The following is a 25854-nucleotide window of genomic DNA, read 5'->3' on the forward strand; positions in this document are numbered from 1 at the left end:
CCTACTCGCCAGTCGGCGGGTAGGCTACTCGACCTTTCTGCCAATCACCTGCGAGGCTTGGCAAGTCCTCCCGGTCCACCCTGTTGATTGAAGTAGCGATACAGCACCGGCACTACGAACAGGGTCAGGGCGGCCGAGAAGCTGAGGCCCCAGACGATGCTGGAGGCCACCGGCCCCCACAACAGCGACTTGCCGCCAATGCCGAAGGCCAGAGAAAACAGGCCGGCAATGGTGGTGCCCGTGGTCATCAACACCGCAATGACACGTCGTCGCGCTGCATAGAGGGTGGCGTGTAGGGTTCGCATGCCGTTGGCGCGCCGCGTATTGGCGGCGTCGATCAGCACGATGGCGGCATTCACCGATATACCGGTCAGGGCGATCACCCCGTACAGGGTGTAGAGCGACATCGGATTCTGTGAGATCAGCAAGCCGAGGGTGACGCCGATAAACGCCAGCGGTACGGTGACCAGGATCAATAGGGGCTGAAAGTAGCTGCGGAACTGCGCGGCCAGAATCAAATAGATCAAGCCCAGACCGAGCAGAAACAGCGGGGGCATGGCGGCCAGCGATTCGTTGATATCGTCCAATTCGCCGGAAAAATCCAGGTCGACACCCGGATAGTTCAGCCGCAATCCTTCCCAGGCAGCCTTCAACAGTCGATCGGCTTCCAGCGTGTCGACGCCGTCGGCAGCCAGTTCAGCTTCCACCGTGATGGCGCGGCGGAAGTTCCAGTGCCGGATCAGGCCTGGGCTGAGGCCCTGTTCGGTGACTAGCAGGGTGCCGAGGCTGGTCATGCCGCCGCCCGGCAGGGCGACCGGATCGGCCAGTAGGGCATCGATTCGATCGAGCGTACGCGGTGCAGCGCGAACACGCAGTTCCAGCTTCTCGCCGCGGTCGCGCAAGTCGGCTACCACTTCGCCATCGACATGCAGACGCACCAGTCGCGCCACGTCGCCTGCATCCAGTCCGGCCCGGCGAGCGGCATCGACATCAACCCGCAGGCTGAATTCGGCGCGGCCGGCGGTATCGTTGTCCTGTACGTTGTGCGCGCCAGGGATTTCTTTGATCCGTTCCTTCAGGGCAGCCGTGGCTCGCCGTAGCTCATCGAGATCATCGCCACGCACCTTGACGCTGATGGGCTTGGAAGCCGGCGGGCCGCCGGCAATGCGCAGAAACGAGTTGTGCGAGGCGCCCGGTGCTTGCTCGATCGCCGTGCGCATTGCCTCGATCACTTCGTCGACATTGCGGTCTTCGTTGCCGGCCGGGTTCAGCGATACGGTGATCTGGCCGTAATGATCGCCGTACACCGGCTCCATTTCGGTGAACTTGATGCCGGCAAGCGACACCACCGAGCGCGCTTCGTCCTTCTGCAAGTACGACCGAACGATCTGTTCCACCTCCGAGGTGCGGCGCAGGGTTTGTTCGATCGGCGAATCGGCCGGCATATCGACATTGACATAGAAAATGCGCAGCGGATCGAAGGCAAAGAACTGCATCTTTACTGCGCCACTGGCAACGGCCCCGATCGCGCCCAGGAACAGAGCCAGTGCGAGCAACAGATAGCGCCCCGGGCGGCGCATCACATGAATCAAGGCGCGGGTGTAGCGCACACGCACCCGATGGGTCCAGCGCTCACGCCAGGCCTGGGTGCCGGATTGACGCAAGGAATGCTTGCCCAAGGTAGTGACATGCGCCGGCAACATCCAGATCGCTTCTACCAGGCTCACCGCCAAGCCGATCGTCACCACCAGCGGGATCACGAACATGAACTTGCCGACGATGCCCGGCAGCAGCATCAGCGGCAGGAAGGCGGCCATCGTCGTCGCCACCGCGGCGGTCACCGGCAGGCCAACTTCGGACAGTGATTCCAATGCCGCCGGCATTGCCGGCATGCCGCGCTGCAGACGGAAGTAGATCGCCTCAACCACCACCACCGCGTCGTCGACTAGCATGCCGAGCACGATCACGATGCCGAGCAGCACTGAGACGTTCAGCGTATTGCCCATCGCACTTAGCACCCAGATCGCGCCGGCAATCGAGAACACCACACCTAGGCTGACCATGATCGCGATGCGTGAACCCAGGAACACCCAGCACACCGCCATTACCAGCACCAGGCCGATCAGGGCGTTCGACTGCATCACCCGCAACGCATCGCGGGTGGGGATGGTCTGATCATCGGCCATGGCAATACTCAGGCCTTGCACCGCAAGTACGTCGTTCTTGGCCTTGACGTAGTCACTGATCCTCTGCACCAGGTCGAGCGTGTTGAGCCCGCTCACTTTGCTCACCGACATCAGTACCGCTGCGCGGCCATCGGTGGCGGCCAGGTGACGTGGGGTGTCCATGCCACGCCGCACCATCGCCACCTGATCGAGTGGAACGCTGTGTGCAGAGCCCGGCAAGCGCAGGGCGAAGTCGCCTACCTCGGCAGGATCTGCCGAGGTACCCTGGACCCGGATCAACCACTCGCTACCGCCTGTCTTGAGCTTTCCGGCAACGATGTCGCGAAACCAGAACCTCAGGGCATCGGCCAGCTGACTGGCGGTGGCACCGCGCGCCGCCAGCGCCTCGGGATCGAACTCGACCAGCAACTCCGGATCCTGAAAGCCGAGCGCCAGTACACGATCGACGCCAGCGATCTGTTCCAGATCCTGTTGCACACCACGGGAGGCAAAACGTAGGGTTTCATCGGCGGCCGGCCCGGTCACCACCACCATGGCGGTGGGGAAACTATTTGAAGTGGTGATCTCCAGCACCACCGGGTCGATCACATCGGCCGGCAACTCGGCGCTGGCGGTATTCTGGATCTCGCGCCGCAGGTCGTTGATGCGCTTGTCGAACTGCCGCTCCGGCATGTCGCGAAAGCGAACCAGGATGTTCGACACGCCCTCGCGCGAGGAGCTAGCGACAAACTTGATGTCCTGCACATTGCGCAGCGAGTCTTCCAGGGGATTGGTGACCCGTTCTTCAACATCCGCAGCGCTGGCGCCGGGCAGAGCAGTGCTGATGTTGACCCAGTTGAAGTTGATCTCCGGGTCTTGCTCGCGCGGCATGCGGAGATAGGACAGCAGGCCCATGATGATCACCACCGCAAAGGCGATGTTCGCCAGTGGGTGGTTGCGGATCAGCGATTCAAGCAGTCTCATTCGGCGCCTTCCGCGACGATGGCTTGGCCGTCTTCGGCGGTGCGCTGACCCTCGGTCACGATCAGTGTGCTGCCCGGCCAATCGACCTGAGCGCTGCGCCCGGGCAGGGCGCCATCAATGGCGCGGAAGCGGGTGGTACCGTTCTCGACGACAAAGGCGCCACGCTGTCCGTTGCGCTCAATCACCAGCGACGGCGGCAAGGCAAAGCCCTGGCCGTCGATGCGCAAGGTGCCACTGCTGCCAGCCGGGGCGGGCGCATCGATGAACTCGAAGCGAGCCAGGCGACTGCGGCTGTTCGGGTCGACCACCTCGCTATGTCGAACCAGGCGCAGGGATAGCCAACTGCCGCGATAGTGGAACGCAAAGCCAAAGCCCGCGTCGGCAGCGCCGATTAGGCCGTCGGGCAGGGCCGCTTCCACTTCCGGGCCGCCGGTGGCAACGATACGCAACATCGGTGCGCCGGGCATGGCCAGGGCACCTACTTGCGCCGTGCGGGCTTGCACTACGCCATCGAACGGTGCGCGAATCGTGCATTTCTCCCGCTGCCGCTTGGCCGCGGCCAGGCCAGCGACGCGAATGGCGCGTTCGGCCTGGGCGGCGCGCACCTGGGTGTCAAGGGCGAGCAACTCATCGTCGGCAATGAAGTCGCGCCGATCGAGCTCCTTGCCCCGCTGCAGGCGTTGCTCGGCCAACAGCAATTGCGCATCGGCGGCCGCCAATTGAGCGCTGGCCTGCTGAACACCGAGTTCGGCATCGCGCGGATCAAGCTCAATCAGCAGCTGGCCCTGCACCACCTTGGTCCCAACATCGGCATGTATCGCCCGCACCACGGCACCGACTTCACTGGCCAGTTGACTGTCATTGGCACTGATTACCACGGCGGTGAATTCGTGCCGGCTTGCGGGCGCCACGTCGGAAAGTCGAGCAGTCTTGAACTCGGCGGCAGCACACGGCGACGCCGCACCAAGCGCCAGCAGTGCGGCGAACAGAAAGACGCGCATAGGGCATCCAGACGACAGCGGGGCAGGCGCCATTATGGCGGCCCGCTGCACGCGCACCAAGCGTTACGCGGCGGCGGCGCCGCTTGGTTCACTCGCCGCTCAGTTGCGCTAGGAAAGTGTTCAGCACGCAGCGGCACCGTCCATGCTGCCGGCGAACGGGCCGCTTCATCCAGGCACCCTTCGACAAGCTCAGCGTGCGTCGGCATGGCGAGTCCGCCGCTCGCCACGTGGCTTGTGTCAGCTGACGGTCAGCGCTTGAGCATCCACCGACCGCACGCCACGGGTTCCCTGCGCCAGCTCAATAGCCAATCGACGCTCTGCCACACTGTCGACCTCACCACTCAGCACGACCTTACCCTGGTTCGATTCCACATCGATCCTGTGGGCATCAATGCCATCGACGTAACGCAAGGTGGAGGTCAACTTGGCTTCGATCCACGTGTCATCCAGCCGACCGTCGCCATCATCGGCCATGGTCACCTGACCCTTGGACTTCGAGTCGACGCTGAGTTGGTTATCGACCTCACGTACGCCGGCGACACTGCCGGCCAGCCGCTCGGCGATCTGTTTGGCATTTTCAGTATCGGCCACGCCGGTCAGAGTGACCTTGCCGTGGTCGGCGTCGACGCTGATATCGAGACCATCCGTGTATTCGTTCCACAGCAGCAAGGAGTTCACCTTGGCGCTGATGGCGGCATTGCCGACCAGCCGGGCGAAGCTGCGCTGCGGCGAGACCGTGGTGGTGACCACGACCAGACTTGGATCGATCGCGATCTGATTGTCGACCTTATTGATGCCCTCGGTGCTCAAGGCAATCGCTTCGGCGAGCTGATGCTCCACCACCGACTGCACGCGACCGTTCAAGATGGCCTTGTTGCCATCGACTTCGACCGAGAGATCCAGCCCATCCAGCGAAGGGTCGACAGCATACGTGGCCCAGATCATGCCCTCGTGGTAAGCATCCCTGGCATCCTGGGTCATTTCGTCCAGTGTTCCGGCGGCAGCGGGAGCGGAAAGCGCGGAACCCGCCAGCAGAGCCAGTGGCGTTAATTTGTTTGCGGTAGTGAGCATACGGAATCCTCCTTCCTGGGAGCACACTGAATTCCTCCAGCAGGAATTCACAATGCGCCTTGCGAACGGCTCCGGTCTGCGGAGATGCGGGGCGCCGGATCGGCGGCCCGATGCAGGTGTGTGTGTTTTGGCTGGCTTCAGTCGCCACACACGGTTGAACCCTGTTTGGGTTGCGATCGTGTGACCCTGCAAAGGGTTCCTTGGAACACCTGCACTGCGTACACCATAGCGCTGATCAGTCTGGCTCGAATTAATTGCTGCTGACTTAACGGGCAGCTTAGCTATTGATGCAGGCGGGGATTGGTCGTCGATCCTGCATAGCCAGGCGATAGCCGGAGTGATGATTAACCATTGGGCGCAGGAAACTACCCGCTTGCCGCGCACGCCACCTGTCGCTCTGCCCGATGGGCTACGCTTACAACGATACAGGCTAACCCATAAGGCCCCTAGTCGATGGCTCGCCTACTGCTTGTGCTGGCGCTCTACGGCGCGGTCGCCATGGTGCACGCAGACCCGCGGTCTTTACGCGAATTCTGCTTGCAGGGCGCGGTTGATCTTGGAGTACGTGGTCAAGGACTGCATCCCAGTAGCGGACAAACTCACCCGGCGCGATGGTGCGTGATCGCCGAGCCGGGTAGTGGGCGGGTGTACTTTTCCAGTGACGCGGCGATCAATGCCGACGTGCGGGAAGAATTCGCCCAGGCCTACCCCGATTCGCGGTCGGTTCGCATCGTCAATGCGCAGCATCCACCGGATCTGGCATTCGTAGACGTGGACGCCACATCAGAGGCCGCACGCTATCGACGTATCGTGCCAGCAGTGCTGGTGTCGGAGTTGGCCGAGCATCCTGAGTGGCGGGTCGAGGGTGCCGCCGAAGGATGGCAGCGTGTGCTGTATCCGGGCAGCGACTTGCCGGTGGATCTGCGGGTGGTGAATGGCCGATTGCACACGCTTCGCGCGATGGCTGATTTGCCCTTGCGCGGACGCGTCGGCGTCGATTGGCATTGGGATTGGGCAGACGGCTCGGCAGCCGACCCGCGTCGACTGCGGATCGAAATCGGTGGCGAGGTGTTCCTGCGTGCCGAAGTCGACGTGAGCGATCTCAGTGCAGAAGAGTCGCAGGGGATATGGCTGCCCAGTGGTGGGCAGACGCCGGTGGAAATTCCTGGCGAGCACTGGCCCTCCCGGGTGGCGCCGCGCCTGCTCGAACTGGAACCGGGTGTATTTCAGGTACGCAATGTCCGCACCGGTTTTCACCATCTGGTGGTCGATACCGAGGATGGGCTGGTGGTGGCCGATGCGCCGGCCGGCTGGGTGGAGTTGGCGCAGATCCCGCCGGCTGATCTGGTGCCCGGGCTCGGAATCAGCGGGCTGTCGGAGCGGCTTGTGGACTTTTTGCGCCAGCACTTTCCGCAGCGCCCGATCCGCGCCGTGGCCTTGACCCATGCGCACGACGACCATGCCGGTGGTGCGCGCGCATTCGCCGCCGAGGAGGCCAGTGTCTATGCGCCGGCGGCGACGGCTGCCTTCCTGCAGGCCTCCCTCAATGCGGCATCGATGCCGGCCGATCGGCTCAGTGAGCGCGGTCTCGAATTGCGTGTGCAGCCCGTTGAACAGCGACTTCGTTTGGATGATGCGCGCCGTCCGCTGGAGTTGTGGTCGCTTGGCGCCAACCCTCATGTCGAGGCCATGCTCGGCGTGTGGTTGCCGGAGCAGCGGATCTTCTTTCAGTCCGACCTGCATATGCCGAATCCAGGCACCACTGCGCCAGCTGAGTCGCGGGCGGGTAGCGAATGCTGGTTCGCTTCCTGGGCCATCAAGCATCTTCCGGCCGACGCGCGGGTGATGTCATCGCACGCCGCTGCGCTCACCGCGCGCCAGCAATTGGAGAGTTGGTTGTCCAGCCCGTTGTGCGAGTCCAGTCGCGCGGCGCACAGCGAATAGGGCAGTTGGCCGCTGGCCCAGCGACCTACGCAGCGACCGGCCTATAATTGCGCTTTCGCATACGGAACGCATAGGCCATGACCCAAGCCAGTCGTCGCGACCCCTCGCGCACTATCCGCGCCCCGCGCGGCTCGGATAAATCCTGCAAGAGCTGGCTTAGCGAAGCCGCCTACCGGATGATCCAGAACAACCTCGACCCGGACGTGGCCGAGAATCCGGCGGAACTGGTGGTGTATGGCGGCATTGGCCGGGCAGCCCGCGATTGGGCCTGTTTCGACAAGATCCTCGAATCGCTGCGCCAGCTGGAAGACGATCAGACCTTGCTGATCCAGTCAGGCAAGCCGGTCGGCGTCTTCCCGACCCATCCCGATGCGCCGCGGGTGCTGATCGCCAATTCCAACCTGGTGCCGCATTGGGCGACCTGGGATCACTTCAACGAGCTGGATAAGAAAGGCCTGATGATGTACGGCCAGATGACTGCCGGCTCGTGGATCTATATCGGTTCGCAGGGCATCGTCCAGGGCACCTACGAAACCTTCGCCGAGATGGGTCGCCAGCACTACGGCGGTGAGTTGAAAGGCAAGTGGGTTCTGACCGCCGGACTCGGCGGCATGGGCGGCGCCCAGCCGTTGGCGGCGACCATGGCGGGGGCCTGCATGCTGGCCATCGAGTGTCGACAATCCAGTATCGATATGCGCCTGCGTACCCGTTATGTCGACGAGCAGGCCAGCGATCTCGACGATGCACTGGCGCGGATCGAGCGCTACTGCGCTGCCGGTGAGGCGAAGTCGATCGCCCTGTTGGGCAATGCCGCCGAAGTGCTGCCTGAGCTGGTGCGCCGCGGTGTGCGGCCGGATGCCGTTACCGATCAGACCTCGGCCCACGATCCGCTGTACGGCTACCTGCCGGCCGGCTGGTCGCTGGAGCACTGGTTCGATATGCAAAAGTCCGATCCGAAAGCGGTAGTCGAAGCGGCCAAGCATTCGATGCGTATCCACGTCGAAGCCATGCTGCACTTCGAGGACATGGGCATTCCCACCTTCGACTATGGCAACAACATTCGGCAGATGGCGCTGGAAGCCGGCTGCCAGAACGCCTTCGATTTCCCCGGTTTTGTGCCGGCCTATGTGCGACCGCTGTTCTGCCGCGGCATCGGGCCGTTCCGCTGGGTGGCCTTGTCGGGCGATCCGGAAGACATCGCCAAGACCGATGCCAAGGTGAAGGAATTGATCCCCAACGACCCGCATCTGCATCGCTGGCTGGATATGGCCAAGGAGCGGATCAGCTTCCAGGGCCTACCGGCGCGAATCTGCTGGGTTGGCCTGGGCGATCGCCATCGTCTGGGCCTGGCGTTCAACGAGATGGTGCGCAATGGCGAGCTGAAAGCACCGGTGGTGATTGGCCGCGATCATCTTGACTCGGGTTCGGTGGCCTCGCCGAACCGCGAAACCGAATCGATGATGGATGGCTCCGATGCGGTGTCCGATTGGCCGCTACTTAACGCGATGTTGAATGTGGCCGGCGGCGCAACCTGGGTCTCGCTGCATCATGGTGGTGGCGTCGGCATGGGCTTCTCGCAGCATAGCGGCGTGGTCATCGTCTGTGACGGTTCAGACGCCGCCGACAAGCGCATCGGCCGGGTGTTGTGGAACGACCCCGGCACCGGCGTAATGCGCCATGCCGATGCCGGCTACGACATCGCCAAGGCTTGCGCCAAGGAGCAGGGCCTCAACTTGCCGATGCTGTAGGCTCGGCGCCGGTGCGTCCAGGACGCACAAAGAGTGGTTGAAAAGATGGGGTGCGTCTTGGACGCACCTATGAGTGGGTGAAAAGATAGGGTGCGTCTTGGACGCACCACTCTCGGCGCCGCTGGAATCTGAGCAAATGCGATGGGAGCTAACCTGTTCCCGGTTGCGTGCATCCAAGGCCCTATGGAAATCGATTCCCAGGACCTGGTGGTGGCGGCTCGGGGCGGGTCAGAAGCCGCTTTTCACCAGATAGTTCAACGACATAGCCGAAAAGTCTTCCAGCTGTGCTGGAGGATCACGCGCGACCACATGCTGGCCGAAGACGCCGCCCAGGAAGCCTTTTACAAGGCCTGGCGCGGGTTGGCCGAGTTCGATGGGCGTTCCGGCTTCGCCACCTGGCTGCACCGGATTGCCGTCAATGCGGCATTGGAGCAATTGCGGCGCAATGCGCGTCATCAGGATGGCCGGCAACAGTCTGCTCCCGCACAGGACGCGTCGGCCGACGACCCCTTCCTTGAGGCGGCCGAGTCCGAACTGCCGACGCCGCAAGACCACTTGGTGGCATCTGCGTTGCAGGGCCGGGTGGTGCAGGAGCTCGAGCAGATGAGTGCAATGGAACGTACCGCCTTCGTACTGAAACACGTCGAAGGCGCGTCGCTGGAAGACATTGCGCAAACCCTTTCGCTCAACATCGGCCAAAGCAAGCAGGCCGTGTTTCGCGCCGTGCGCAAGCTGCGTTCGGCCTTGGTGGATTGGAGGTAGACATGACACCGATCAGTGATAACGAATTGGTGCTGTATCACTTTGGTGACGAGCTGAGCGCCGAGCGTCGGCAACAGATCAGAGATGCACTTGAACAAGACCTTGCCCTGAGTCGTCGTCTTGCGGTCTTGCAGTCGACCCTGCAAGCAGCGGACTTGGATGCAGTGCCGGAACCCGACCCGCAGCTCGGTGACCGGCTGTGGCAAGGTCTGGCGCCTCGATTACGAGGCGCAGGCAATGCCATGGCCTCGAGTTCACCGATCGGCGCGGCGCGAATGCAGCATTCACGGCGACCACGTCGACGCAGTTGGGGGCGCCTGATCGGAGGCGCGTTGGCCGCGTCGCTGCTGCTCGGTGTGGGATTCTTTGCCGGGCGACAGGCGCCGCCGCCCACGGTCGTGGCCGCGCACGTTCCGGAAACCGTCGAGCTGTCTTCCGGACGCATCTACCAGGCCACGATGGTCCGGCATCTGAATGCAACCCGTCGTGCACTGCTGACAGCATCGAACGGGCAGACCGGTTCTATCGCCGAAGGCAATGCCGACCTTGCCCGTTCCTTGCTGGACAACCATCGCCTGTACATGGCGGCCGCCGACCATCAGGGCGATCGCCGTTTGCTGCGGCTGTTGCAGGAAATTGAGCCGGTCCTGATCGAGCTGGCTAACCCCGTGCGCGCTGACGACATCCAAACACGCAAGGGCCTCGGCGACTTCGTTGAGCGCGAGGACCTGATCTTTCAAGTGCGCGCCGTGGAAGCCGGTCTGAGCGCACGTCGAACCACATCAATTTGAACATAGAGGTTGAGCATGAAGCTGATTCTCAAGCCGCTGGCCGCCATTCTGCTGAGCGGCGTTCTGTCGGGAGCGGCGATCGCGGTGCCCAATGATCAGGCCATGGCGCCAAGCGGAAAGGACAACCAGAGCCTGTACTGGCAAGGTCATGAATCCTTGAAGCGCTCGGACTGGAGCGAGGCATTCAAGCAGTTCGAGACGTTGGAGCAGCGCCTGCGCAAGGACGAGCCACAGGCGGTGGATGCTGCCTTGTACTGGCAGGCATATTCACTGAACCAGGCAAAGCGACGCAAAGAGGCCAGTGTTGTCATCGACAAGCTGCGCCGCGAGTTTCCGCTGAGTCGCTGGATGGCAGAGGCTGATCGACTGCTCGAACAGCGCAAGCCGGCCAATGCAGAAAACGGCTTGGTCGATGCTGCCCTGGATGGCTTGATGTCAGCACCGCCTGAGCGTGCGATTCCGCTGCTGAAGAAGGTGATCGAAGGTGACTATCCGGCGCAAAGCAAGCAGCGCGCGCTGTTTGTGCTCAGTCAGCTTGATGGGGGCGAGGCCAGTCAGATGATTCTGGCGGTGGCCAAGGATGCGAACAACCCGTTACGTCGTGAAGCCATTCAGATGCTGGGCATCGGAGGTGACGCTGAGGCGATGAAAGCCTTGGGACAGATCTACCAGCATGGCGATCATGCAAGCCGTGAGGCGGTGCTGGATGCCTACATGGTCGCCGGCAATGTCGACGGGATACTCGTCGCCGCCAAGTCAATCCAGGATGCCGAACTACAGGTGCATGCCATCCACCTGCTGGGCGCGCTCGGGGCCAGTGATGCGCTGAAAGACCTCGCGGCTCATAGTCAAGATCGGAATGTCCTGGGTGCCACTCTCGATGCCTTTGGCATCAGCGGTGATGTCGCCGCCCTGGCCCAATTTTCCCGCGGACAGGCCGATGTAGAGCTGCGTGCCAAAGCGCTGCGCAATCTTGGTGTTGCCGGTGCCAGCGCTGACTTGGCGGCCCTGTATCCCGAACTGTCCCATCCAGAGCTTCGGCGCGCGGCGCTGGAAGGCTTGATGATCAGCGGCGACAGCAAGGCATTGTCGACCCTGTATGGCAGGGCGCGCGATGATGACGAGCGGCGCGAGATTCTGCGCATGATGACGATTACCGGCGATGATGCTGCGCTCGATCTGATCGAACAGGCGATCCGCGAAGGAGAAGGCGAATGAGCGCACAGTATGTGCTGGGTGCGCTGGTGTTGGCGTGTGCCGGTGCCGTCGGCGCTACCGAAATGCCCAGCTTGCCCGACGACGGTTGGGTCAGCTGGCGCGTGCCCATGATTGAGCAGTCTGGCGATGGACCTTGCTGTTACGAGATTCGCGGTACTGAAGTGCGCAACAAGGGCTGCACTCTTGGACGCCGTGGTGCGCCCAAAAGGCTGCAGTGGACGTCAGACGGCGCAGGCGAGGCGGGTGGTCTGTTGATTTTCGCCCTGCGCGAACAAGGCAGGACCCGGCAATTGCATGGCTTGGCAGCCAATTGCCCGGTGAGCCTGGACAGCACGCCGCAGCTACTCGAAGGCGTTCCCTCATCGGCCAGTCTGGCCTGGCTCGATGTCGAACTGGAACAAAGCCTGCACAAGCAAGTACGCAGTGCCGCCGTCGTGCTGATGGCCCAGCACGCTGATGCGCAGGCCACCGGCCGGCTGATCCAGCGTAGCCAAGCCGGGCAGCGCGAACAGGTGCGGCGCGATGCCCTGTTCTGGCTGGGTCAGGTGCGAGGGGCTGAGGGCTTGCCGCCGATACAGCGTGCCGCCGCCGACCCCGGTGCTGGCGATATCCAGCAACACGCCTTGTTTGTGCTCTCGCAATCGGATTTGCCGGCCGCTGCGGACAGCTTGCTAAGCGTCGCCGACGACTCAGGACAGTCTGCCGAATCGCGTGGTCAGGCTTTGTTCTGGATGGCGCAATCCGAGCATCCGCAAACACGGGGCGCGATCGAGCAGGTCCTGCGCAGCAAGCCCTCGGTGGAGCTGCAGGAAAAGGCGGTGTTTGCCCTGAGTCAGTTGGAGCAGGGGGCAGATCAGGCGCTGATCGACCTGATCCAGGGCGACTATCCACGATCGGCCAAGAAGCAGGCGCTGTTCTGGCTCGGTCAATCCGGCTCAGACCAAGCCTTGCGCTTTCTCGACCGTTACCTGGCAGGAAATGTTGACCCGGCAAATTGAAGTTTGAACATCCTGTTCAACTTCACACCCCGTGAGTTCGATACAGGCCCGGACTCGCGGGCGCTGCACGGCGCCTGCAGCACCGTGCGCGAGCGGCCCATTCATGGGCTGCCTTGTTGATCCGATCAAATTTAGGGAATCTCTGAACAAGCTCAGAGATTCCCGCGGTGCAAGGATGCACCGCCGCGATCAACAACGTACGTTGTTGATCAGCGTATTCGAGCGAAGCTCGACGTAGCCGCGGAGCGGCCGAAACGAGTTCGGACCGGTGCCGAACTCGGCGCGTCTGAAAAGTCCAGAATGGACTTGTTCAGACCTTCCTTGGATTTCATTTGGCCGGATCAATAGTAGTCGTCGCGCCGTGCTCGGTCAGCAGACCGGGCGCGGCAGCCGGGTCAGGCCGGGGGAATCAACAACACCGGGCGTTTGGTGTAGTTCGGCACTCGGCTGGCCACCGAGCCGACCAGCACATTGGCCAGATTGGAACGGCCCTTGCTGCCGAGGACGATCATGTCGGCATTGGTCTCGTCGGCGATCTCGGCCAGCCGGTGGGCGGCCGGGCCGATTTCGGTGCGGGCCTCGTAGTTCAGCCCCAGCTCCTGGGCAAGCGCGTTGGCACGCTGCAATTCACGCTCGCCGATCTGTTGCAGCAGCGGGCCATCCATGCCCACGGTCAAGCCAAAGGCATCGGCATGCGGAATCGGCTGCTGCACGTTGAGCAACAGGAAATGATGCTCACCGCCCCATTGGCGGCTGAGAGAAACGGCGCGCTCGAAGGCGTGGATCGAGGTGTCGCTTCCATCAATGGCAACCAAGAATTTCATGATGGCACTCCAAGGCATTGATTGCGGGGGTGGGCTTGTCACTAGACTACATGTTCAGGGTTGGCGGGTCTTGATTCTGGTCAATCGGTGACGTGTCGGAGCGGGCGATGGACGATGAGATCGACTGGGCGCTGGAGTTGTTGAGTGGTCTGGGCAGCGTGCGCGGACGGCGCATGTTTGGCGGCTGGGGCCTGTACCTGGACCAGCGGATGTTTGCCTTGATCGCCGATGGTGAATTGTTCCTCAAGGTCGACGATGGCTGCGAGTCGGCGTTTCGCGATGCCGGTTGTTCACCGTTTGTTTATCGGGCCAAGGACAAGGAACTGACCATGCGCTATTTTCGCCCGCCGAGCGAGGCGCTGGATTCGCCAGAGGAGATGCTGCCCTGGGCGCGCCTGGCTTGGGAAGCCGCCGCGCGCGCGGCGCAGCGACCAGCGCGAGCGCGCAGGACCGCAGGCGCGGCAAAACGGCGCCGACAATGACCGCGTGGCACAGATTGCGCGTTGCGCCCTGCGCAAATCTAGTTGACGAAAAGACCAGGCAGTCTTTACCATTACGCGCTTATGTCTGCTGACCTGCCTGATTCGGTCGATGCGTGGCGCGCGGTAGCCGGTCGTCGGGTGTTCGAGGGCAAGCTGCCCTTGGCCGCGTTCAAGCGCCTGTGCGAAAGTCTCGCTGACGCCGATGGTGCCTGTGTCTGCCGGCTGAGTTTCGATCGCGATGTCTTCGGCGTCGCCACCGTCGAACTGGAGGCTGACGCCGTGTTGCCGCTGATCTGTCAGCGCAGCCTGGAGAGATTCATGCTCCCGGTGTCGATTCGGCAGCGCCTGGGTCTGGTTCGCGACGAAAACGAAGAAATGAGTCTGCCCGGCGAGGTTGAACCTGTCCTGGTTGGTGCGGATGGAGAGTTGAAGCCACTGGAGCTGGTCGAGGATGAGCTGATCCTGGCCCTACCGGTGGTGCCAATGGGGCCGGATGGCCTCGTGGCTGAGCTGTCAAACCCGGCAGCCAGCGACGAGCCCGACGAGCCCAAGCAGAACCCGTTTGCGGCTCTGGCCGCCTTGAAAGCAAAGAAAGAGTAGTTGGAGAGACACCATGGCAGTCCAGAAGAGCCGTAAAACCCCGTCCCGCCGCGGCATGCGTCGTTCGCACGATGCGCTGACCGCAAAGCAGTTGGCCACCGACCCGACCACCGGCGAAGTGCATCTGCGTCACCACATGACCAAAGATGGCTTCTACCGCGGTAAGAAGGTGATCGACGTCAAGAACTCGGTCGTCGACGAAGACTAAGTCGAGTCTTGAACGGTCGGTTCATTCCGACCGGACAAACCGATGCTGAAGCGGCGGGCCCTGCGTCCGCCGTTTTTGTTTCTGTGATGGATGCGCCGGCGTTGCGCTGCGGGTAAGGTGCAGGGCTGGGCGAAGGGAAGCCGAACATGTCTACGTCTGTCTATTCACGAATCATCGGTACCGGCAGCTACTTGCCTGAGTTCGTGCTGACCAATGACGAACTGGCCAAGCGCGTCGAGACCAGTGACGAGTGGATTCGGGACCGGACCGGCATTCGGCAACGGCACGTGGCCGCCGAAGGGCAAACCACCGGTGACCTGGCGTTTGAGGCCGCTACGCGTGCTCTGGCCAATGCCGACGTCGATGCGCGTGAGATCGACCTGCTGATTCTGGGCACCACCACGCCTGACATCATTTTCCCCAGCACCGCCTGCCTGCTGCAGCATCGCCTGGGTGCCAACGGCTGCGCCGCCTTTGACGTCAATGCAGCCTGCTCGGGTTTCATCTACGCCCTGGGTGTCGCCGACAAGTTCATTCGCTCCGGAGCTGCCAGGACGGCACTGGTGGTGGGTGCGGAAACCCTCACCCGGATGCTGGATTGGAATGACCGCACCACCTGCGTGCTGTTCGGTGACGGCGCAGGAGCCGCGGTGCTGCGTGCCGATAGCCAGGCCGGCGTGCTATCGACGCACCTGCATGCCGATGGCGCGCACAAGGAATTGTTATACAACCCGGTAGGCGTGTCGGCCGGGTTCAAGGATGAGCCCAATCACGGCGTGCGCGTGATGATGGCGGGCAATGAGGTGTTCAAGGTGGCAGTCAAGACCCTGGACGCCGTGGTCGAGGAAACCCTGGCCGCCAACCAGCTCGACAAGTCCGCCATCGATTGGCTGATCCCGCATCAGGCCAATCTGCGCATCATCAGTGCCACGGCAAAACGTCTGGCAATGCCGATGGAGCGGGTGATCGTTACCGTCGACAAGCACGGCAATACCTCAGCCGCCTCGGTGCCGCTGGCGCTGGATCACGCCGTCCAATCAGGCAAGGTCAAGCGCGGTGACCTGCTGCTGCTGGAAGCGTTTGGCGGCGGATTTACCTGGGGCTCGGCCTTGGTCAGGTATTGATAGCTCCCCAGCAACAGGCAGAGTGCTGGCATAATTGACCGCTGGCGTGTAGCTGCCTAAACTTTCGCGCCCTATGCCGATGTAGCTCAGTTGGTAGAGCAACTGATTCGTAATCAGTAGGTCGGAGGTTCGATTCCTCTCATCGGCACCACCCTTTGCGGGTAAAGGCAAGGCCGCTTAGATCGCGTGCGGAGGGCCAAGATTGCAGCGCGATCCGCATCCATATAACACACGGTTTCGCCAGTGGCTGGGGCAGGAGTTCTTCGCGCCACAAGAGTGGCGGCGGCGCCTGGCGCTGTGGTTGGGCGGTTGCGTGGTGGGTCTGGCCGCGGTGGCATTTGCCGAGCTAAGTGAGCTGGCCTTTCAGGGGTTTGAGTGGCTGCGCCGACGGGTTTCCTGGGCGCCATTGATTGTCACTCCTGTGATGTTTGCCTTGCTGGCCTGGCTCACCGTCGGTGCCATGCGGCCGACCCGTGGCAGCGGAATTCCCCAGGTCATCGCCGCCTTGCCGCAGGAAAACAGCGAGTTTCGTCATCGATTGCTGTCGCTGCCGATTGCGCTCGGCAAGATGTTGTTGACCTTGATGGCCTTGCTTGGCGGTGCCTCGGTGGGGCGAGAGGGACCAACGGTGCATGTCGGCGCCGGGGTGATGCTTTGGATCGGCGAGCGCTTTGGTTTTCAGGATCCACGCGTGTTGTCGCGCTTTGTGCTGGCCGGCGGTGGCGCTGGCGTGGCGGCGGCCTTCAACACGCCCTTGGCCGGCGTGGTGTTCGCCATCGAAGAGTTGGCCGGCAGCTTTGAACATCGCTTCAGCGGCATCATCCTCACCGCGGTGATCTTTGCTGGTGCCGTTTCACTGGGGTTGATGGGCAATTACGCCTACTTCGGTCAGGTGCATGACGTGCTTCCGATCGGACGGGGCTGGCTCTCGGTGCTGGTCTGCGGTTTGCTGTGCGGTTTGCTGGGCGGATTGTTTGCTCGCGCGCTGTTGATGAGCGATGACATCTTTTCGCGGCTGCGAGCGCTGCGAGAGCGACGCCCGGTGGTGTTTGCGGCGATCTGCGGCTTGCTGCTCGCCCTGATTGGTGTGTTGGCCGGCGGCGCCGTGTTTGGAACCGGCTACGCCGAGGCGCATCAGCTGGTTCAGGGGCAAGCCGGGCCCGGCGGTTGGTTTGCACCCCTGAAGTTGTTGGCCAACGTGTTGTCGTACTGGGCCGGCATTCCCGGTGGGATCTTTGCACCGGCCCTGGCCGTCGGGGCAGGGTTTGGCGATTTGGTTTCGCTGGCGTTTCCCGAGTTGCCCGGGCCGGTGGTGGTCTTGCTCGGCATGGCCAGCTTTCTCGCCGGTGTGACTCAGGCGCCGCTCACCGCGACGGTGATCTCGCTCGAGCTGACCGCCAATCGCACCTTGGTCTTGCCGATCATGGCAGCCTGTTTGTTGGGTCGCGCGGTGTCGTCACTGGTCTGTCCCAGGCCGATCTACCGGGCGTTTGCCGGCAACCTGATTGACGAGTACGAGCGTCGGCGCCAGGAAGAGTCGCGACCGATCACGCCCTCCGTTTGAGCGCGACGCAACCTGCCGTCGTATGGCAGGAAGAAAAGTGATCTTCTTCACACCCTGCATCCAGGGCGACGCGATCGGCGTAACCTAGACGTCCGCACTTCAGAGTCCCGCCTTCGATCGGAGCCGAGCGACGAGGGTGGTGGCGGTGCCAGCTCGGCGTCGACCATGGGGGTTGTCATGCTTTCAGTTAACAAGGGCCAGGCCTGGGCGCGCACGTTCACGTCCTCGATTTTCGCAACCGCAATGGGCGTGTCCGCGCTGCTGATCTCGCTGCCAGCGATCGCGGCGGATCATCGAGACGCGCCGACCGCGACGGCCGATCCGGCCGCGGATATCAACGATATCTACGCTTTCATGAATCCCAACGACAGCAACGAGCTTGTCCTGGTGACAACCGTGGTGCCGGCGGCCGATTACAACTCGCGCTTTTCCGATGCGGTCGAATATCGCGTCTATATCAACAACGGCGCGCAGGATCTCACCATTACCTGCCAGTTCACCCAACAGAGCAACCGGGTCAGCTGTGCCGGTGACGGCGGGCTCAGCGCCAGCGGTGGTATTGAGCGCACCATTCAGGGCGACGGCATGCGAGTGTTCGCCGGCTTGCGCGACGATCCCTTCTTCTTCGATGGGCCAGCGTTCAACGCCACCCGCACTACGCTGACACCTTCTTTCACCAATCCCGGGTTCAATTCCTTCAACGGCAATACCCTGGCTCTGGTCATCGGCGTCGACAAGTCTCGATTGAACAATGGCGGCGCAAACGCGGTGCTGAAGGTCTGGGCAGCGACCGTTCGCACCGGTGAAGTCGGTGTCAGCCCAGGCTTCTCCGGACTCTGGTTCGATGCCACGCAGCCCGGCTTCGGCACCCATATCGAGGTATTGCCGCCGACGACGGCGGGCGGCCCGGATCGCGTTGCCATGACCTGGTACACCTATGACACCCAGGGTCGTCAGCGCTGGATCGTTGGAGACGGCACCATCAGCGGCAACACGATGACCATCAACAATGCCTATAGCACCTCGGGGGGGCTGTTCCCGCCCAATTTCGACTCCTCCCAGGTGACCCAGGTGCCTTTTGGTTCCATCACCATGAGTTTCACTGACTGCAATACGGGATCATTGACATTTACCGCCACCGATACCAGTTTCGGTACAGCGGGCGGCACCTTGAACCTGAACCGACTGACCCAGATCAAGAATCAGCCATGCACGTTCTTTACCTCAGGTCAGGTGGACCGCATGGGGCGCCCGGGTATCAATACCGTGCTGATCAATGTGCTGCCCAATACCGGGACAGCCCTCAAGGAGGCCTACAACCGGTCGAGCAATCCGAATGAATGGTCGGGCCTATTCCTGCAGGAGATGATCGACAATGCCACCGCCCTGGACACCTTGGACGGAGTCAGCGGCAATGCGCTGTTGCCGCCCGCCACTCTGGGAAGTGTGTTGGTTGACGACCGTTTGATCATCGATACATCGAAAGCCAACTGCGATGCTTATCTGGCGGTTGAGTTGATGGCGGCTGACTGCGGTGGACGCACCCTGGCGCGCGATGTGATTGACGACTCACTGGGCGCCTTGGTGGGTCCCGGAGTCAGCGACAATGTCGCCAACGACAGTGTGTTTCTGTCGACCTTCCCGTTCCTCGGCACTCCGCTGTAGAGGGTAGGGGCAATGCATCGACTGGTTAAGTTGAGCTGGTTGCCGATTGCCGCCCTGCTCGCAGCGTGCAGCGCCTCTGATCGGGCGCTGCGCAACGACACTGCGGCCGATGCGGGGTCATCATCGACGATGACCGCTGCATCCAGCTGGCTGATCGTCGGTCCACGCTACCCATTGTCGGCCGGGCAGCGGGTAACCACTGATCCGACCCTGCTGATCGGCAATCTGCAATCCAGCATCTCGGCACTGCAGCAACGCATGCAGCAGCAGCCAGATGATGTGACAGCTGCCAGTCAACTCAGCGCGGCCCTGTTGCAGCGGGCACAGATCATCGGCCGACAGGACGATACTGAGCAGGCTTTGCTGATCGCCGAGCGTGCGGTGCAGATGGCGCCCGAGTCGGCGCCAGCATGGCGTGCCTTAGCCACGGCCCAGGCTGCTCTGCATCGATTCACTGCCGCCGAGCTTTCCCTGCAGAAGGCGCATGCCTTTGGGCTGTCAGCAGAGCAAGTGTTGCCCTTGCAGCGCGATATACAAGTGGCGAAGGGCGACTACTCGGGTTTGAAGAGCGATCTGGACAGCGCATCGCGGCCGGTGGGCGAGTTCGCCGCGCTGGCGCATCGAGCCGACCTGTTGTTGCTGCAAGGAGATCTGCGCGGCGCCAGTCTATGGCTGCGCACCGCGCAGGATCTCTATCACGACGTGAATCCGTTGCCTTTGGCCTGGCTGTACACCCAGCAGGGCATCGCCCTGCTGCGCTTTGGCCGAGTGTCGGAGGCACGGGTCTTCTTTGCCGCAGCCCATCAGCGTTTGCCGGCCTACTACCTGGCCACCGAACATCTGGCTGAATGCGAAGCCCTGCTTGGCAATCTTGATCAGGCGCGGAAACTGTATGTTCAAGTGATCGAACAGACCGGCAACCCTGAGTTCATGGCGGCATTGGCCGATGTCGAGCAGCGCGCCGGAGATGACTCCGAAGCGCAGCGATGGCGCTCGGCGGCCGATAGTGGGTTCCACCGTCTTCTTGCCCGCGACGAAGCCGCCTATGCCGCTCATGCGATCGAGTTCTGGCTCGAGCAGGGGCGGCTGAGCGAGGAGGTGGCGGCGCTGGCCCGGCGCAATGTCGAGCGACGATCTGACCTCGGTAGCTTGATCCTGAATGCACAAGTCGAGTTTGCATTGGGTCAAACCGAGCGTGGTTGTCGGTTGATCTCACGCATCGATGCTGCAGGCCTGCAACCGCCGGAGTTGCAGGATGTTGCTGGCTTCAGGCCGCTTTGCTCGGCGGGCTGATGCTCCGGGCGCGGCTCGTTTGGCGCCCTATCTCATCAAATATCCACAAAGTTGACTGATCGCTGAACGGCTGTTACGGTCCGTATCGCTTTCGTTGGGGAGCGGAATCCGCCGTCGTCGAAGGGTGTGGAGTTCGAAGGGGAGATCGAATTCTAGGGGGCACCCTCGTCGGTTGGCGTCACCGGAAGGACTCCGGGGGTTCTTGGGTGGCTGTCGAACCTGAGTTGTTTCGATGGGCGGTTGGGCAAGACGCCAAACGCCGCGGGCAACTGTATTTCTTGACGCAAGTGGGCGGGATAGGCGCGTGAGCGTGTTGATGGCGCCGGCCCGTGGCTGATGTTTTTCGACGTCTCAACCATGGTCCACAGCAAGGGGCTGGGACCACTCAGCGAGGAGATACCCGATGCGTGTTGTTGTTGCTCCACTAGCAGCTGCCATGCTGCTGAGCTTTTCCGTCGATGTAGCGGCCGCCAAGGTCGATACGAAGTTTGGGGACTTCAATCTCGGCGGCACCACCGTGCTCCCGGCGCCGGATCTGGCGAAATTGAGCATGGAAGATTCCAAGCAGACCGGCGGCCCGTACCGCTACGGTGTGCTGATCGATACCCAAGGCATGCGTCTCGGCGCCAAGGGCTTTGGCACCTGGGAGCGCGTCAGTCGCGGCCAGTGGCGCTGGAGCTGGGACGTGATGTCGCCAGAAGCCAAGTCGCTGGATTTTCACTTCAGCAAGATCAAGTTGCCGGCCTCGGCGCAGCTATTGATTCGTGGCCAGGGCGAGGGCAACGAGCGTCTGATTGACGCCAGCAAGCTCAGTGGCAATGAGTTCTGGTCGCCTTATGTGCTGGGTGAGCGCGCGCGACTCGAAATCACCGTCGATGCACGCGAGAAATCGCAGCTCGAACTGGAAATCGGCTCGGTCACCCATGGTTATCGCGGCCTGTTCGAAGGCGGAGATAGTCTGCAGAAATCCGGTTCCTGCAATGTCGATACTGCCTGCTCGGCGGGTGATGCCTGGCGCGATCAGATCGATTCGGTCGGCCACTACACCTTCAATCAGGGCAGCAGCGCGTACGTCTGTACCGGCACCCTGATCGGCAACACCAGCGGTTCCACCACGCCCTACTTCCTCACCGCCAATCACTGCATGAGCACGCAGACGGTCGTGAGCACCATCGTGGTGTACTGGAACTACCAAAGTTCGACTTGCCGTACGCCGGGCTCTTCATCCAGCGGCACGCCGCTTTCGCGCTCGATTGCCACCCATTCGCAGTCAGGTGCCACCCTGCGCGCCACCAACTCGGCCAGTGACTTTTCGCTGATCGAGCTCAGTCAAGCGGTGCCGTCAGGCGCCAACCCATACTGGTCCGGCTGGGATGCAACCGGCTCAACGCCTAGTTCCGCTGTGGGCATTCACCACCCCGCCGGTCATGAAAAGCGCATCGCAGTCGAAGATCAGGCCCTGTCGGTGTCCGGCTACGGCGGTGGCAGCGGCAGCACCCATTGGCGAGTGATGGACTGGGATCAGGGCACCACCGAGGGCGGTTCCTCGGGCTCGGGTCTATGGAATCAGAACAAGCTGCTGGTCGGCCAGCTGCATGGCGGTTCGGCTGCCTGCGGCAACAACCTTTCCGACTACTACGGCCGTCTGTCGGTGTCCTGGAACGGTGGCGGCAGCAGCAGCTCGCGCCTTAGCAACTGGCTTGATCCGGGCAGCACGGGTGCTACCTCGTTTCCCGGCTACCGCGCCGGCAGCAACCCAGGCGACACCACGGCGCCCAGTGTGCCGGGCAGCCTGAATGCCAACGGTTCCAGCAGCAGCGTGGTTGGATTGAGCTGGTCTGCCTCCAGCGATACCGGTGGCTCGGGCCTGGCCGGCTACAAGATCGAGCGTTGCACTGGCGCCAGCTGCAGCAACTTCAGCCAGGTGGGCACCGCGGCATCAACCAGCTACAACGACACTGGGCTGAGTGCTTCCACCACCTATCGTTACCGCGTGCGTGCCTACGACGGTGCCGGCAACAACAGCGGTTACTCCAGCATTGCATCGGCCACCACTCAGGCCGGTACACAGCCGGGCAACATGCTGTACGACGGCGTGCCGGTGACCGGTCTGTCGGGTGCGACCGGCAGTCAGCTGCAGTACGTGATGAACGTGCCGGCCGGTGCCACCAACCTGGTGTTCAACACCTCGGGTTCCAGCGGTGATGCAGATCTGTACGTGAAGTTCGGTTCGCAGCCGACCACCAGCAGTTACGACTGCCGTTCCTGGTCCAGCAGCAGCAATGAGTCCTGCAGCTTCTCGACCGCACAGGCCGGCACCTACTATGTGATGGTCAATGCCTACAGCAGCTATTCGGGCTTGAGCCTGGTTGGTAACTACGATGTCGACACCACCCCGCCGGGAGGTAGCTACTTCGAAAACACCACCAACGTCTCGATCCCGGACAACAACAGCACCGGCGTGTACAGCAATATCAGTGTCAGCGGTCGCAGTGGCAACGCACCGTCCGATCTGGAAGTTTCGGTCGACATCGTCCACACCTACATCGGCGACCTGATCGTCGATCTGGTGGCGCCGGATGGCAGCGTCTACAACCTGCACAACCGCAGCGGCGGTAGCGCTGACAACATCAGTCAGACCTACACCGTGAATGCCTCCAGCGAGGCTGCCAACGGTACCTGGCGACTGCGCGTGCGCGACCGTGCACGTCGTGACACTGGCTATATCGATGGCTGGAGTCTGCAGTTCTAAGCGGTAACTTCAGGTGCTCAGAGCCCGGCCTTGCGCCGGGCTCTGTGCTTGTGCCTAATGCGCGATTCGGGTTGCAGCGGGTGGAGCATGATCTTCAGGCCCTTGGTATGGCTGTCGCTGGCCGTTGGGTCCGGCACCGCAATCGGCTGCGAAAGCGGGGCGAATCTTCAGGGCACGCTGTCGATTCCGTTCTGCGATGCGACTGAACATGCCGATTGTGTGCCCGCCGGGCAGGTGATCCACGACTACTTCAATGTCCTTGATCTGCCGGGGGTGTTCTCCATCGGCGCGCAGAGCAGTCCCTGGCGCATTTACGACGGCGATGACCGCATACTCACGGTCGAAGAGCTGGCGGCCAGCGTGCGTGCAGGTCGCAAGGACGATACCAGCGTGTATCTGGCGGGATCCTGGTCGGCCGCGCTGCCCGGAGGCGAAGGATATACCTTGGCGCAACGGCTGTCGCGCTCGCTGGACGGATTTCCGGTAAGCGGCAGCGATGGGTTTCTCTGGTTGACTGCACGCGGTGAGATGCGAACGACACGACAGGCCGTTTCGATCTGGAAAAGCGGCCCATACAGCGTACGCAAGGGCGAGGATGTGATGCTCGCAATGAACGCCGGAGCAATGGCCCAGTTCGAAGACCGCTTTGCCGACGATGGGTTTTCCGCGGGTGTGCTGCGGGCGGGCGTGGGTCACGATGTGCTTGGCTTGTGTCCAGAGCGCGCCTTGGCTGCATTTGAGCGCGCGGCTGCTATGGGCAATGCCATCGGCGCTTATAACGCCGCACTGATGCACGAGCAGGCGGGCGACAAGGAGAAAGCTGCCCAGGCCTTTCAGCGAGCAGCGCTGCTCGGTGAAGCGAAAGCGCACGCTCGTCTTGATCAGATTCGTGATACGCACGCGCCTGAAGAGAATCCTGCGGAGTAGGGAGTTCGGCCGCTCAACCCCGATAACTCTGCAAATGAATGCTGGTCTCGGTCGCGCTGATGCCCTTGATCTTGCGGATCCGCTCCAGCGCGCTGGCGAGGTCTGCGAGATTGTCCACCCGTAGTTCGGCCAGCAGGTCCCAACGACCATTGGTGTCGTGTAGCGCAGCGATGCCGGGCTCTCCGAGCAGGGCGTGGAGCACGACCTGCTGATTGCCTTCGACCGCAATGCCGGTCCAGGCGACGATTTCGTTCGGCGTGGCGTCTGGTCGCAGCTTCAGGGTGTAGCCAACGATCACGCCTTCCTTCTCGAGTCGGGCGAGCCGGTTGCTGATGGTGCCGCGGGACACCTTCAGCGCTTTCGCCAAGTCCGCGACAGAGGCGCGGGCGTTGAGCCTGAGTTTGCTGATCAGGGAATGGTCCAGACTATCCATTGTGCATTCCGGCAGTTTGTGTTGACTATTTGATCGATTTCAGATCAAAAACTATCACATTCTGATCTTCTGATTGATGGCGGAAGGCAGGACAATGAACTCAGCCCGATTGATTCGTTGCCATGGAGACGCCCGCATGACTACCTTACTGAGCACCCGCGATGTTGCCCGTTTGATTGCCACGCGTGGCCTGCCGACTGTGCTGGCCGACATGGTCGGCTATCTGGAGCAGGATTTCCGCCGCTGGTCGGAATTCGAGAAGTGCGCCCGTGTCGCCTCGCACAGCGATGTCGGGGTGATCGAGCTGATGCCGGTCTCCGATGCGCTCGAATACAGCTTCAAGTACGTCAATGGGCATCCGAAGAACACGCAGGAGGGCCTGCTGACGGTGATGGCGTTCGGCGTGCTCGCCGACGTGAATACTGGCGAGCCGACTTTGCTTAGTGAGCTCACCCTGACCACCGCCATTCGCACTGCCGCGACCTCGGTGATGGCGGCCAAGGCCCTGGCGCGCCCGAATTCCAAGGTGATGGCTTTGATCGGCAACGGCGCCCAGAGCGAATTCCAGGCGCTGGCGTTCCACTATTTGCTGGGCATCGAAGAGATTCGCCTGTTCGACGTCGATTCGCGCGCCACGGCCAAGCTCGCCGCCCACCTCTCGACCGTGCGCGGTTTGCGGGTGCGGATGTGCAGCAGTACGACACAGGCGGTGCGCGGTGCCGACATCGTTACCACGGTGACTGCCGATAAGACCAATGCCACCATCATCACCCCCGACATGTTGGAGCCGGGCATGCACATCAATGGTGTTGGCGGCGACTGTCCGGGCAAGACGGAACTGCATGCCGAGGTTCTTGCGCAAGCGAAAGTGTTTGTTGAGTACGAACCGCAGACACGCATTGAAGGCGACCTGCAGCAAATGCCGGCCGACTTCGAAGTCACCGAGCTGTGGCAGGTGTTGAGCGGACAAAGCGGCTGGCAGCGCAGCGATAGCGACATCACTGTATTCGACTCGGTCGGTTTCGCTTTGGAAGACTACTCGGCGCTGCGATTGTTGCGCGATCAGGCACGTGAGCTGGGTCTGGGCGAAACCATCAGCCTGATCCCGCAGCCGCGCAACCCCAAGGACCTGTATGGCCATTTGATTGGCGATGCGTTGGGCGAGAGCAAGGGACGCTCGGCCAATCGACTGGCGGCCTGAGTTTAGCCCGCATAGTTCATGAGGTCGCGCCGAAAGACACCGCCAGCCCTAGGCCGCGCGCTCGAATCGACCGGGCGCGTCGCAGGATCCGCGACCGTC

The 25854-nt window shown here is 62.3% G+C and carries 21 protein-coding genes and 1 tRNA gene; 17 read left to right on the forward strand and 5 right to left on the reverse strand.

What is annotated here, in order from left to right:
- Positions 1-44: 44 nt before the first annotated feature.
- The 3 genes from IFO71_RS10480 to IFO71_RS10490 form a co-directional block, all read right to left on the reverse strand.
- Positions 45-3149, reverse strand: a complete 3105-nt coding sequence (locus IFO71_RS10480) for an efflux RND transporter permease subunit (protein WP_192029583.1) — start codon at positions 3147-3149, stop codon at positions 45-47.
- The gene (locus IFO71_RS10485) at positions 3146-4150 is read right to left on the reverse strand and encodes an efflux RND transporter periplasmic adaptor subunit (protein ID WP_192029584.1); all 1005 of its coding nucleotides are present in this window, start codon (positions 4148-4150) and stop codon (positions 3146-3148) included. Before IFO71_RS10485 ends, IFO71_RS10480 begins: the two co-directional genes overlap by 4 nt.
- Positions 4151-4387: 237 nt before the next feature.
- Positions 4388-5221, reverse strand: coding sequence for a BON domain-containing protein (locus IFO71_RS10490; protein ID WP_192029585.1), 834 nt, complete (start codon positions 5219-5221; stop codon positions 4388-4390).
- Positions 5222-5674: 453 nt separating this feature from the next.
- On the opposite strand from IFO71_RS10490, the gene IFO71_RS10495 reads away from it, so the two are divergent.
- The 6 genes from IFO71_RS10495 to IFO71_RS10520 all read left to right on the forward strand — a co-directional run bounded on the left by IFO71_RS10495 (position 5675) and on the right by IFO71_RS10520 (position 12682).
- Positions 5675-7165, forward strand: coding sequence for an MBL fold metallo-hydrolase (locus tag IFO71_RS10495; protein WP_192029586.1), 1491 nt, complete (start codon positions 5675-5677; stop codon positions 7163-7165).
- Positions 7166-7242: 77 nt separating this feature from the next.
- Positions 7243-8913 carry a urocanate hydratase gene (hutU, locus tag IFO71_RS10500; RefSeq protein WP_192029587.1) on the forward strand — a complete coding sequence of 557 codons (1671 nt, stop codon included), beginning with the start codon at positions 7243-7245 and terminating at the stop codon, positions 8911-8913.
- 183 nt (positions 8914-9096) lie between these two features.
- Complete coding sequence (locus tag IFO71_RS10505) at positions 9097-9675, forward strand: RNA polymerase sigma factor (RefSeq protein WP_192029588.1); 579 nt, start codon at positions 9097-9099, stop codon at positions 9673-9675.
- Positions 9676-9677: 2 nt separating this feature from the next.
- Complete coding sequence (locus IFO71_RS10510) at positions 9678-10466, forward strand: hypothetical protein (RefSeq protein ID WP_192029589.1); 789 nt, start codon at positions 9678-9680, stop codon at positions 10464-10466.
- A gap of 15 nt (positions 10467-10481) precedes the next feature.
- A complete protein-coding gene (locus tag IFO71_RS10515) occupies positions 10482-11684 on the forward strand; it encodes a HEAT repeat domain-containing protein (protein ID WP_192029590.1) in 1203 nt (400 codons plus the stop codon).
- Positions 11681-12682, forward strand: a complete 1002-nt coding sequence (locus IFO71_RS10520) for a HEAT repeat domain-containing protein (RefSeq protein ID WP_192029591.1) — start codon at positions 11681-11683, stop codon at positions 12680-12682. The genes IFO71_RS10515 and IFO71_RS10520 overlap by 4 nt, the downstream gene beginning before the upstream one ends.
- A 395-nt stretch (positions 12683-13077) precedes the next feature.
- Here the strand turns inward: IFO71_RS10520 and IFO71_RS10525 are convergent, their stop codons facing one another.
- A complete protein-coding gene (locus IFO71_RS10525) occupies positions 13078-13506 on the reverse strand; it encodes a universal stress protein (RefSeq protein WP_192029592.1) in 429 nt (142 codons plus the stop codon).
- Positions 13507-13613: 107 nt separating this feature from the next.
- Between IFO71_RS10525 and IFO71_RS10530 the strand changes: the two genes are divergently transcribed.
- The 10 genes from IFO71_RS10530 (at position 13614) to IFO71_RS10575 (ending at position 24121) form a co-directional block, all read left to right on the forward strand.
- Entirely contained in the window at positions 13614-13988 is a 375-nt protein-coding gene (locus tag IFO71_RS10530) for a TfoX/Sxy family protein (protein WP_192029593.1), read from the forward strand.
- An 81-nt stretch (positions 13989-14069) separates the two neighbouring features.
- Positions 14070-14588 (forward strand): YceD family protein, encoded by a 519-nt coding sequence (locus tag IFO71_RS10535; protein WP_192029594.1) that lies wholly within the window; start codon positions 14070-14072, stop codon positions 14586-14588.
- A gap of 13 nt (positions 14589-14601) precedes the next feature.
- Complete coding sequence (gene rpmF / locus IFO71_RS10540) at positions 14602-14796, forward strand: 50S ribosomal protein L32 (protein ID WP_192029595.1); 195 nt, start codon at positions 14602-14604, stop codon at positions 14794-14796.
- Between the two features lie 146 nt (positions 14797-14942).
- Positions 14943-15920 carry a beta-ketoacyl-ACP synthase III gene (locus tag IFO71_RS10545; protein ID WP_192029596.1) on the forward strand — a complete coding sequence of 326 codons (978 nt, stop codon included), beginning with the start codon at positions 14943-14945 and terminating at the stop codon, positions 15918-15920.
- A 75-nt stretch (positions 15921-15995) separates the two neighbouring features.
- Positions 15996-16071: transfer RNA gene (locus tag IFO71_RS10550), tRNA-Thr, on the forward strand.
- A gap of 51 nt (positions 16072-16122) precedes the next feature.
- On the forward strand, positions 16123-17484 hold the full coding sequence (locus IFO71_RS10555) for a chloride channel protein (protein ID WP_192029597.1): 1362 nt from the start codon (positions 16123-16125) through the stop codon (positions 17482-17484).
- Positions 17485-17661: 177 nt separating this feature from the next.
- Positions 17662-19149, forward strand: coding sequence for a DUF4331 family protein (locus IFO71_RS10560; protein ID WP_192029598.1), 1488 nt, complete (start codon positions 17662-17664; stop codon positions 19147-19149).
- A gap of 12 nt (positions 19150-19161) precedes the next feature.
- On the forward strand, positions 19162-20442 hold the full coding sequence (locus tag IFO71_RS10565; RefSeq protein ID WP_192029599.1) for a tetratricopeptide repeat protein: 1281 nt from the start codon (positions 19162-19164) through the stop codon (positions 20440-20442).
- A gap of 403 nt (positions 20443-20845) precedes the next feature.
- The gene (locus IFO71_RS10570) at positions 20846-23194 is read left to right on the forward strand and encodes a proprotein convertase P-domain-containing protein (RefSeq protein ID WP_192029600.1); all 2349 of its coding nucleotides are present in this window, start codon (positions 20846-20848) and stop codon (positions 23192-23194) included.
- Positions 23195-23281: 87 nt separating this feature from the next.
- Positions 23282-24121 carry a hypothetical protein gene (locus IFO71_RS10575; protein ID WP_192029601.1) on the forward strand — a complete coding sequence of 280 codons (840 nt, stop codon included), beginning with the start codon at positions 23282-23284 and terminating at the stop codon, positions 24119-24121.
- A gap of 13 nt (positions 24122-24134) precedes the next feature.
- Here the strand turns inward: IFO71_RS10575 and IFO71_RS10580 are convergent, their stop codons facing one another.
- The gene (locus IFO71_RS10580; protein ID WP_192029602.1) at positions 24135-24554 is read right to left on the reverse strand and encodes an Lrp/AsnC family transcriptional regulator; all 420 of its coding nucleotides are present in this window, start codon (positions 24552-24554) and stop codon (positions 24135-24137) included.
- A gap of 136 nt (positions 24555-24690) precedes the next feature.
- On the opposite strand from IFO71_RS10580, the gene IFO71_RS10585 reads away from it, so the two are divergent.
- Positions 24691-25755, forward strand: coding sequence for an ornithine cyclodeaminase (locus IFO71_RS10585; protein WP_192029603.1), 1065 nt, complete (start codon positions 24691-24693; stop codon positions 25753-25755).
- Positions 25756-25854 lie beyond the last annotated feature (99 nt).

The sequence above is a fragment of the Pseudomarimonas arenosa genome, assembly GCF_014841215.1.
Taxonomy (GTDB): Bacteria; Pseudomonadota; Gammaproteobacteria; order Xanthomonadales; family Xanthomonadaceae; genus Pseudomarimonas; species Pseudomarimonas arenosa.

What these genes read in the sequence shown, in the direction of transcription:
- IFO71_RS10480 (WP_192029583.1), bottom strand. Translation starts at nt 3,149, where the DNA reads ATGAGACTGCTTGAATCGCTGATCCGCAACCACCCACTGGCGAACATC.
- IFO71_RS10485 (WP_192029584.1), bottom strand. Translation starts at nt 4,150, where the DNA reads ATGCGCGTCTTTCTGTTCGCCGCACTGCTGGCGCTTGGTGCGGCGTCG.
- IFO71_RS10490 (WP_192029585.1), bottom strand. Translation starts at nt 5,221, where the DNA reads ATGCTCACTACCGCAAACAAATTAACGCCACTGGCTCTGCTGGCGGGT.
- IFO71_RS10495 (WP_192029586.1), top strand. Translation starts at nt 5,675, where the DNA reads ATGGCTCGCCTACTGCTTGTGCTGGCGCTCTACGGCGCGGTCGCCATG.
- hutU (WP_192029587.1), top strand. Translation starts at nt 7,243, where the DNA reads ATGACCCAAGCCAGTCGTCGCGACCCCTCGCGCACTATCCGCGCCCCG.
- IFO71_RS10505 (WP_192029588.1), top strand. Translation starts at nt 9,097, where the DNA reads ATGGAAATCGATTCCCAGGACCTGGTGGTGGCGGCTCGGGGCGGGTCA.
- IFO71_RS10510 (WP_192029589.1), top strand. Translation starts at nt 9,678, where the DNA reads ATGACACCGATCAGTGATAACGAATTGGTGCTGTATCACTTTGGTGAC.
- IFO71_RS10515 (WP_192029590.1), top strand. Translation starts at nt 10,482, where the DNA reads ATGAAGCTGATTCTCAAGCCGCTGGCCGCCATTCTGCTGAGCGGCGTT.
- IFO71_RS10520 (WP_192029591.1), top strand. Translation starts at nt 11,681, where the DNA reads ATGAGCGCACAGTATGTGCTGGGTGCGCTGGTGTTGGCGTGTGCCGGT.
- IFO71_RS10525 (WP_192029592.1), bottom strand. Translation starts at nt 13,506, where the DNA reads ATGAAATTCTTGGTTGCCATTGATGGAAGCGACACCTCGATCCACGCC.
- IFO71_RS10530 (WP_192029593.1), top strand. Translation starts at nt 13,614, where the DNA reads ATGGACGATGAGATCGACTGGGCGCTGGAGTTGTTGAGTGGTCTGGGC.
- IFO71_RS10535 (WP_192029594.1), top strand. Translation starts at nt 14,070, where the DNA reads ATGTCTGCTGACCTGCCTGATTCGGTCGATGCGTGGCGCGCGGTAGCC.
- rpmF (WP_192029595.1), top strand. Translation starts at nt 14,602, where the DNA reads ATGGCAGTCCAGAAGAGCCGTAAAACCCCGTCCCGCCGCGGCATGCGT.
- IFO71_RS10545 (WP_192029596.1), top strand. Translation starts at nt 14,943, where the DNA reads ATGTCTACGTCTGTCTATTCACGAATCATCGGTACCGGCAGCTACTTG.
- IFO71_RS10560 (WP_192029598.1), top strand. Translation starts at nt 17,662, where the DNA reads ATGCTTTCAGTTAACAAGGGCCAGGCCTGGGCGCGCACGTTCACGTCC.
- IFO71_RS10565 (WP_192029599.1), top strand. Translation starts at nt 19,162, where the DNA reads ATGCATCGACTGGTTAAGTTGAGCTGGTTGCCGATTGCCGCCCTGCTC.
- IFO71_RS10570 (WP_192029600.1), top strand. Translation starts at nt 20,846, where the DNA reads ATGCGTGTTGTTGTTGCTCCACTAGCAGCTGCCATGCTGCTGAGCTTT.
- IFO71_RS10575 (WP_192029601.1), top strand. Translation starts at nt 23,282, where the DNA reads ATGATCTTCAGGCCCTTGGTATGGCTGTCGCTGGCCGTTGGGTCCGGC.
- IFO71_RS10580 (WP_192029602.1), bottom strand. Translation starts at nt 24,554, where the DNA reads ATGGATAGTCTGGACCATTCCCTGATCAGCAAACTCAGGCTCAACGCC.
- IFO71_RS10585 (WP_192029603.1), top strand. Translation starts at nt 24,691, where the DNA reads ATGACTACCTTACTGAGCACCCGCGATGTTGCCCGTTTGATTGCCACG.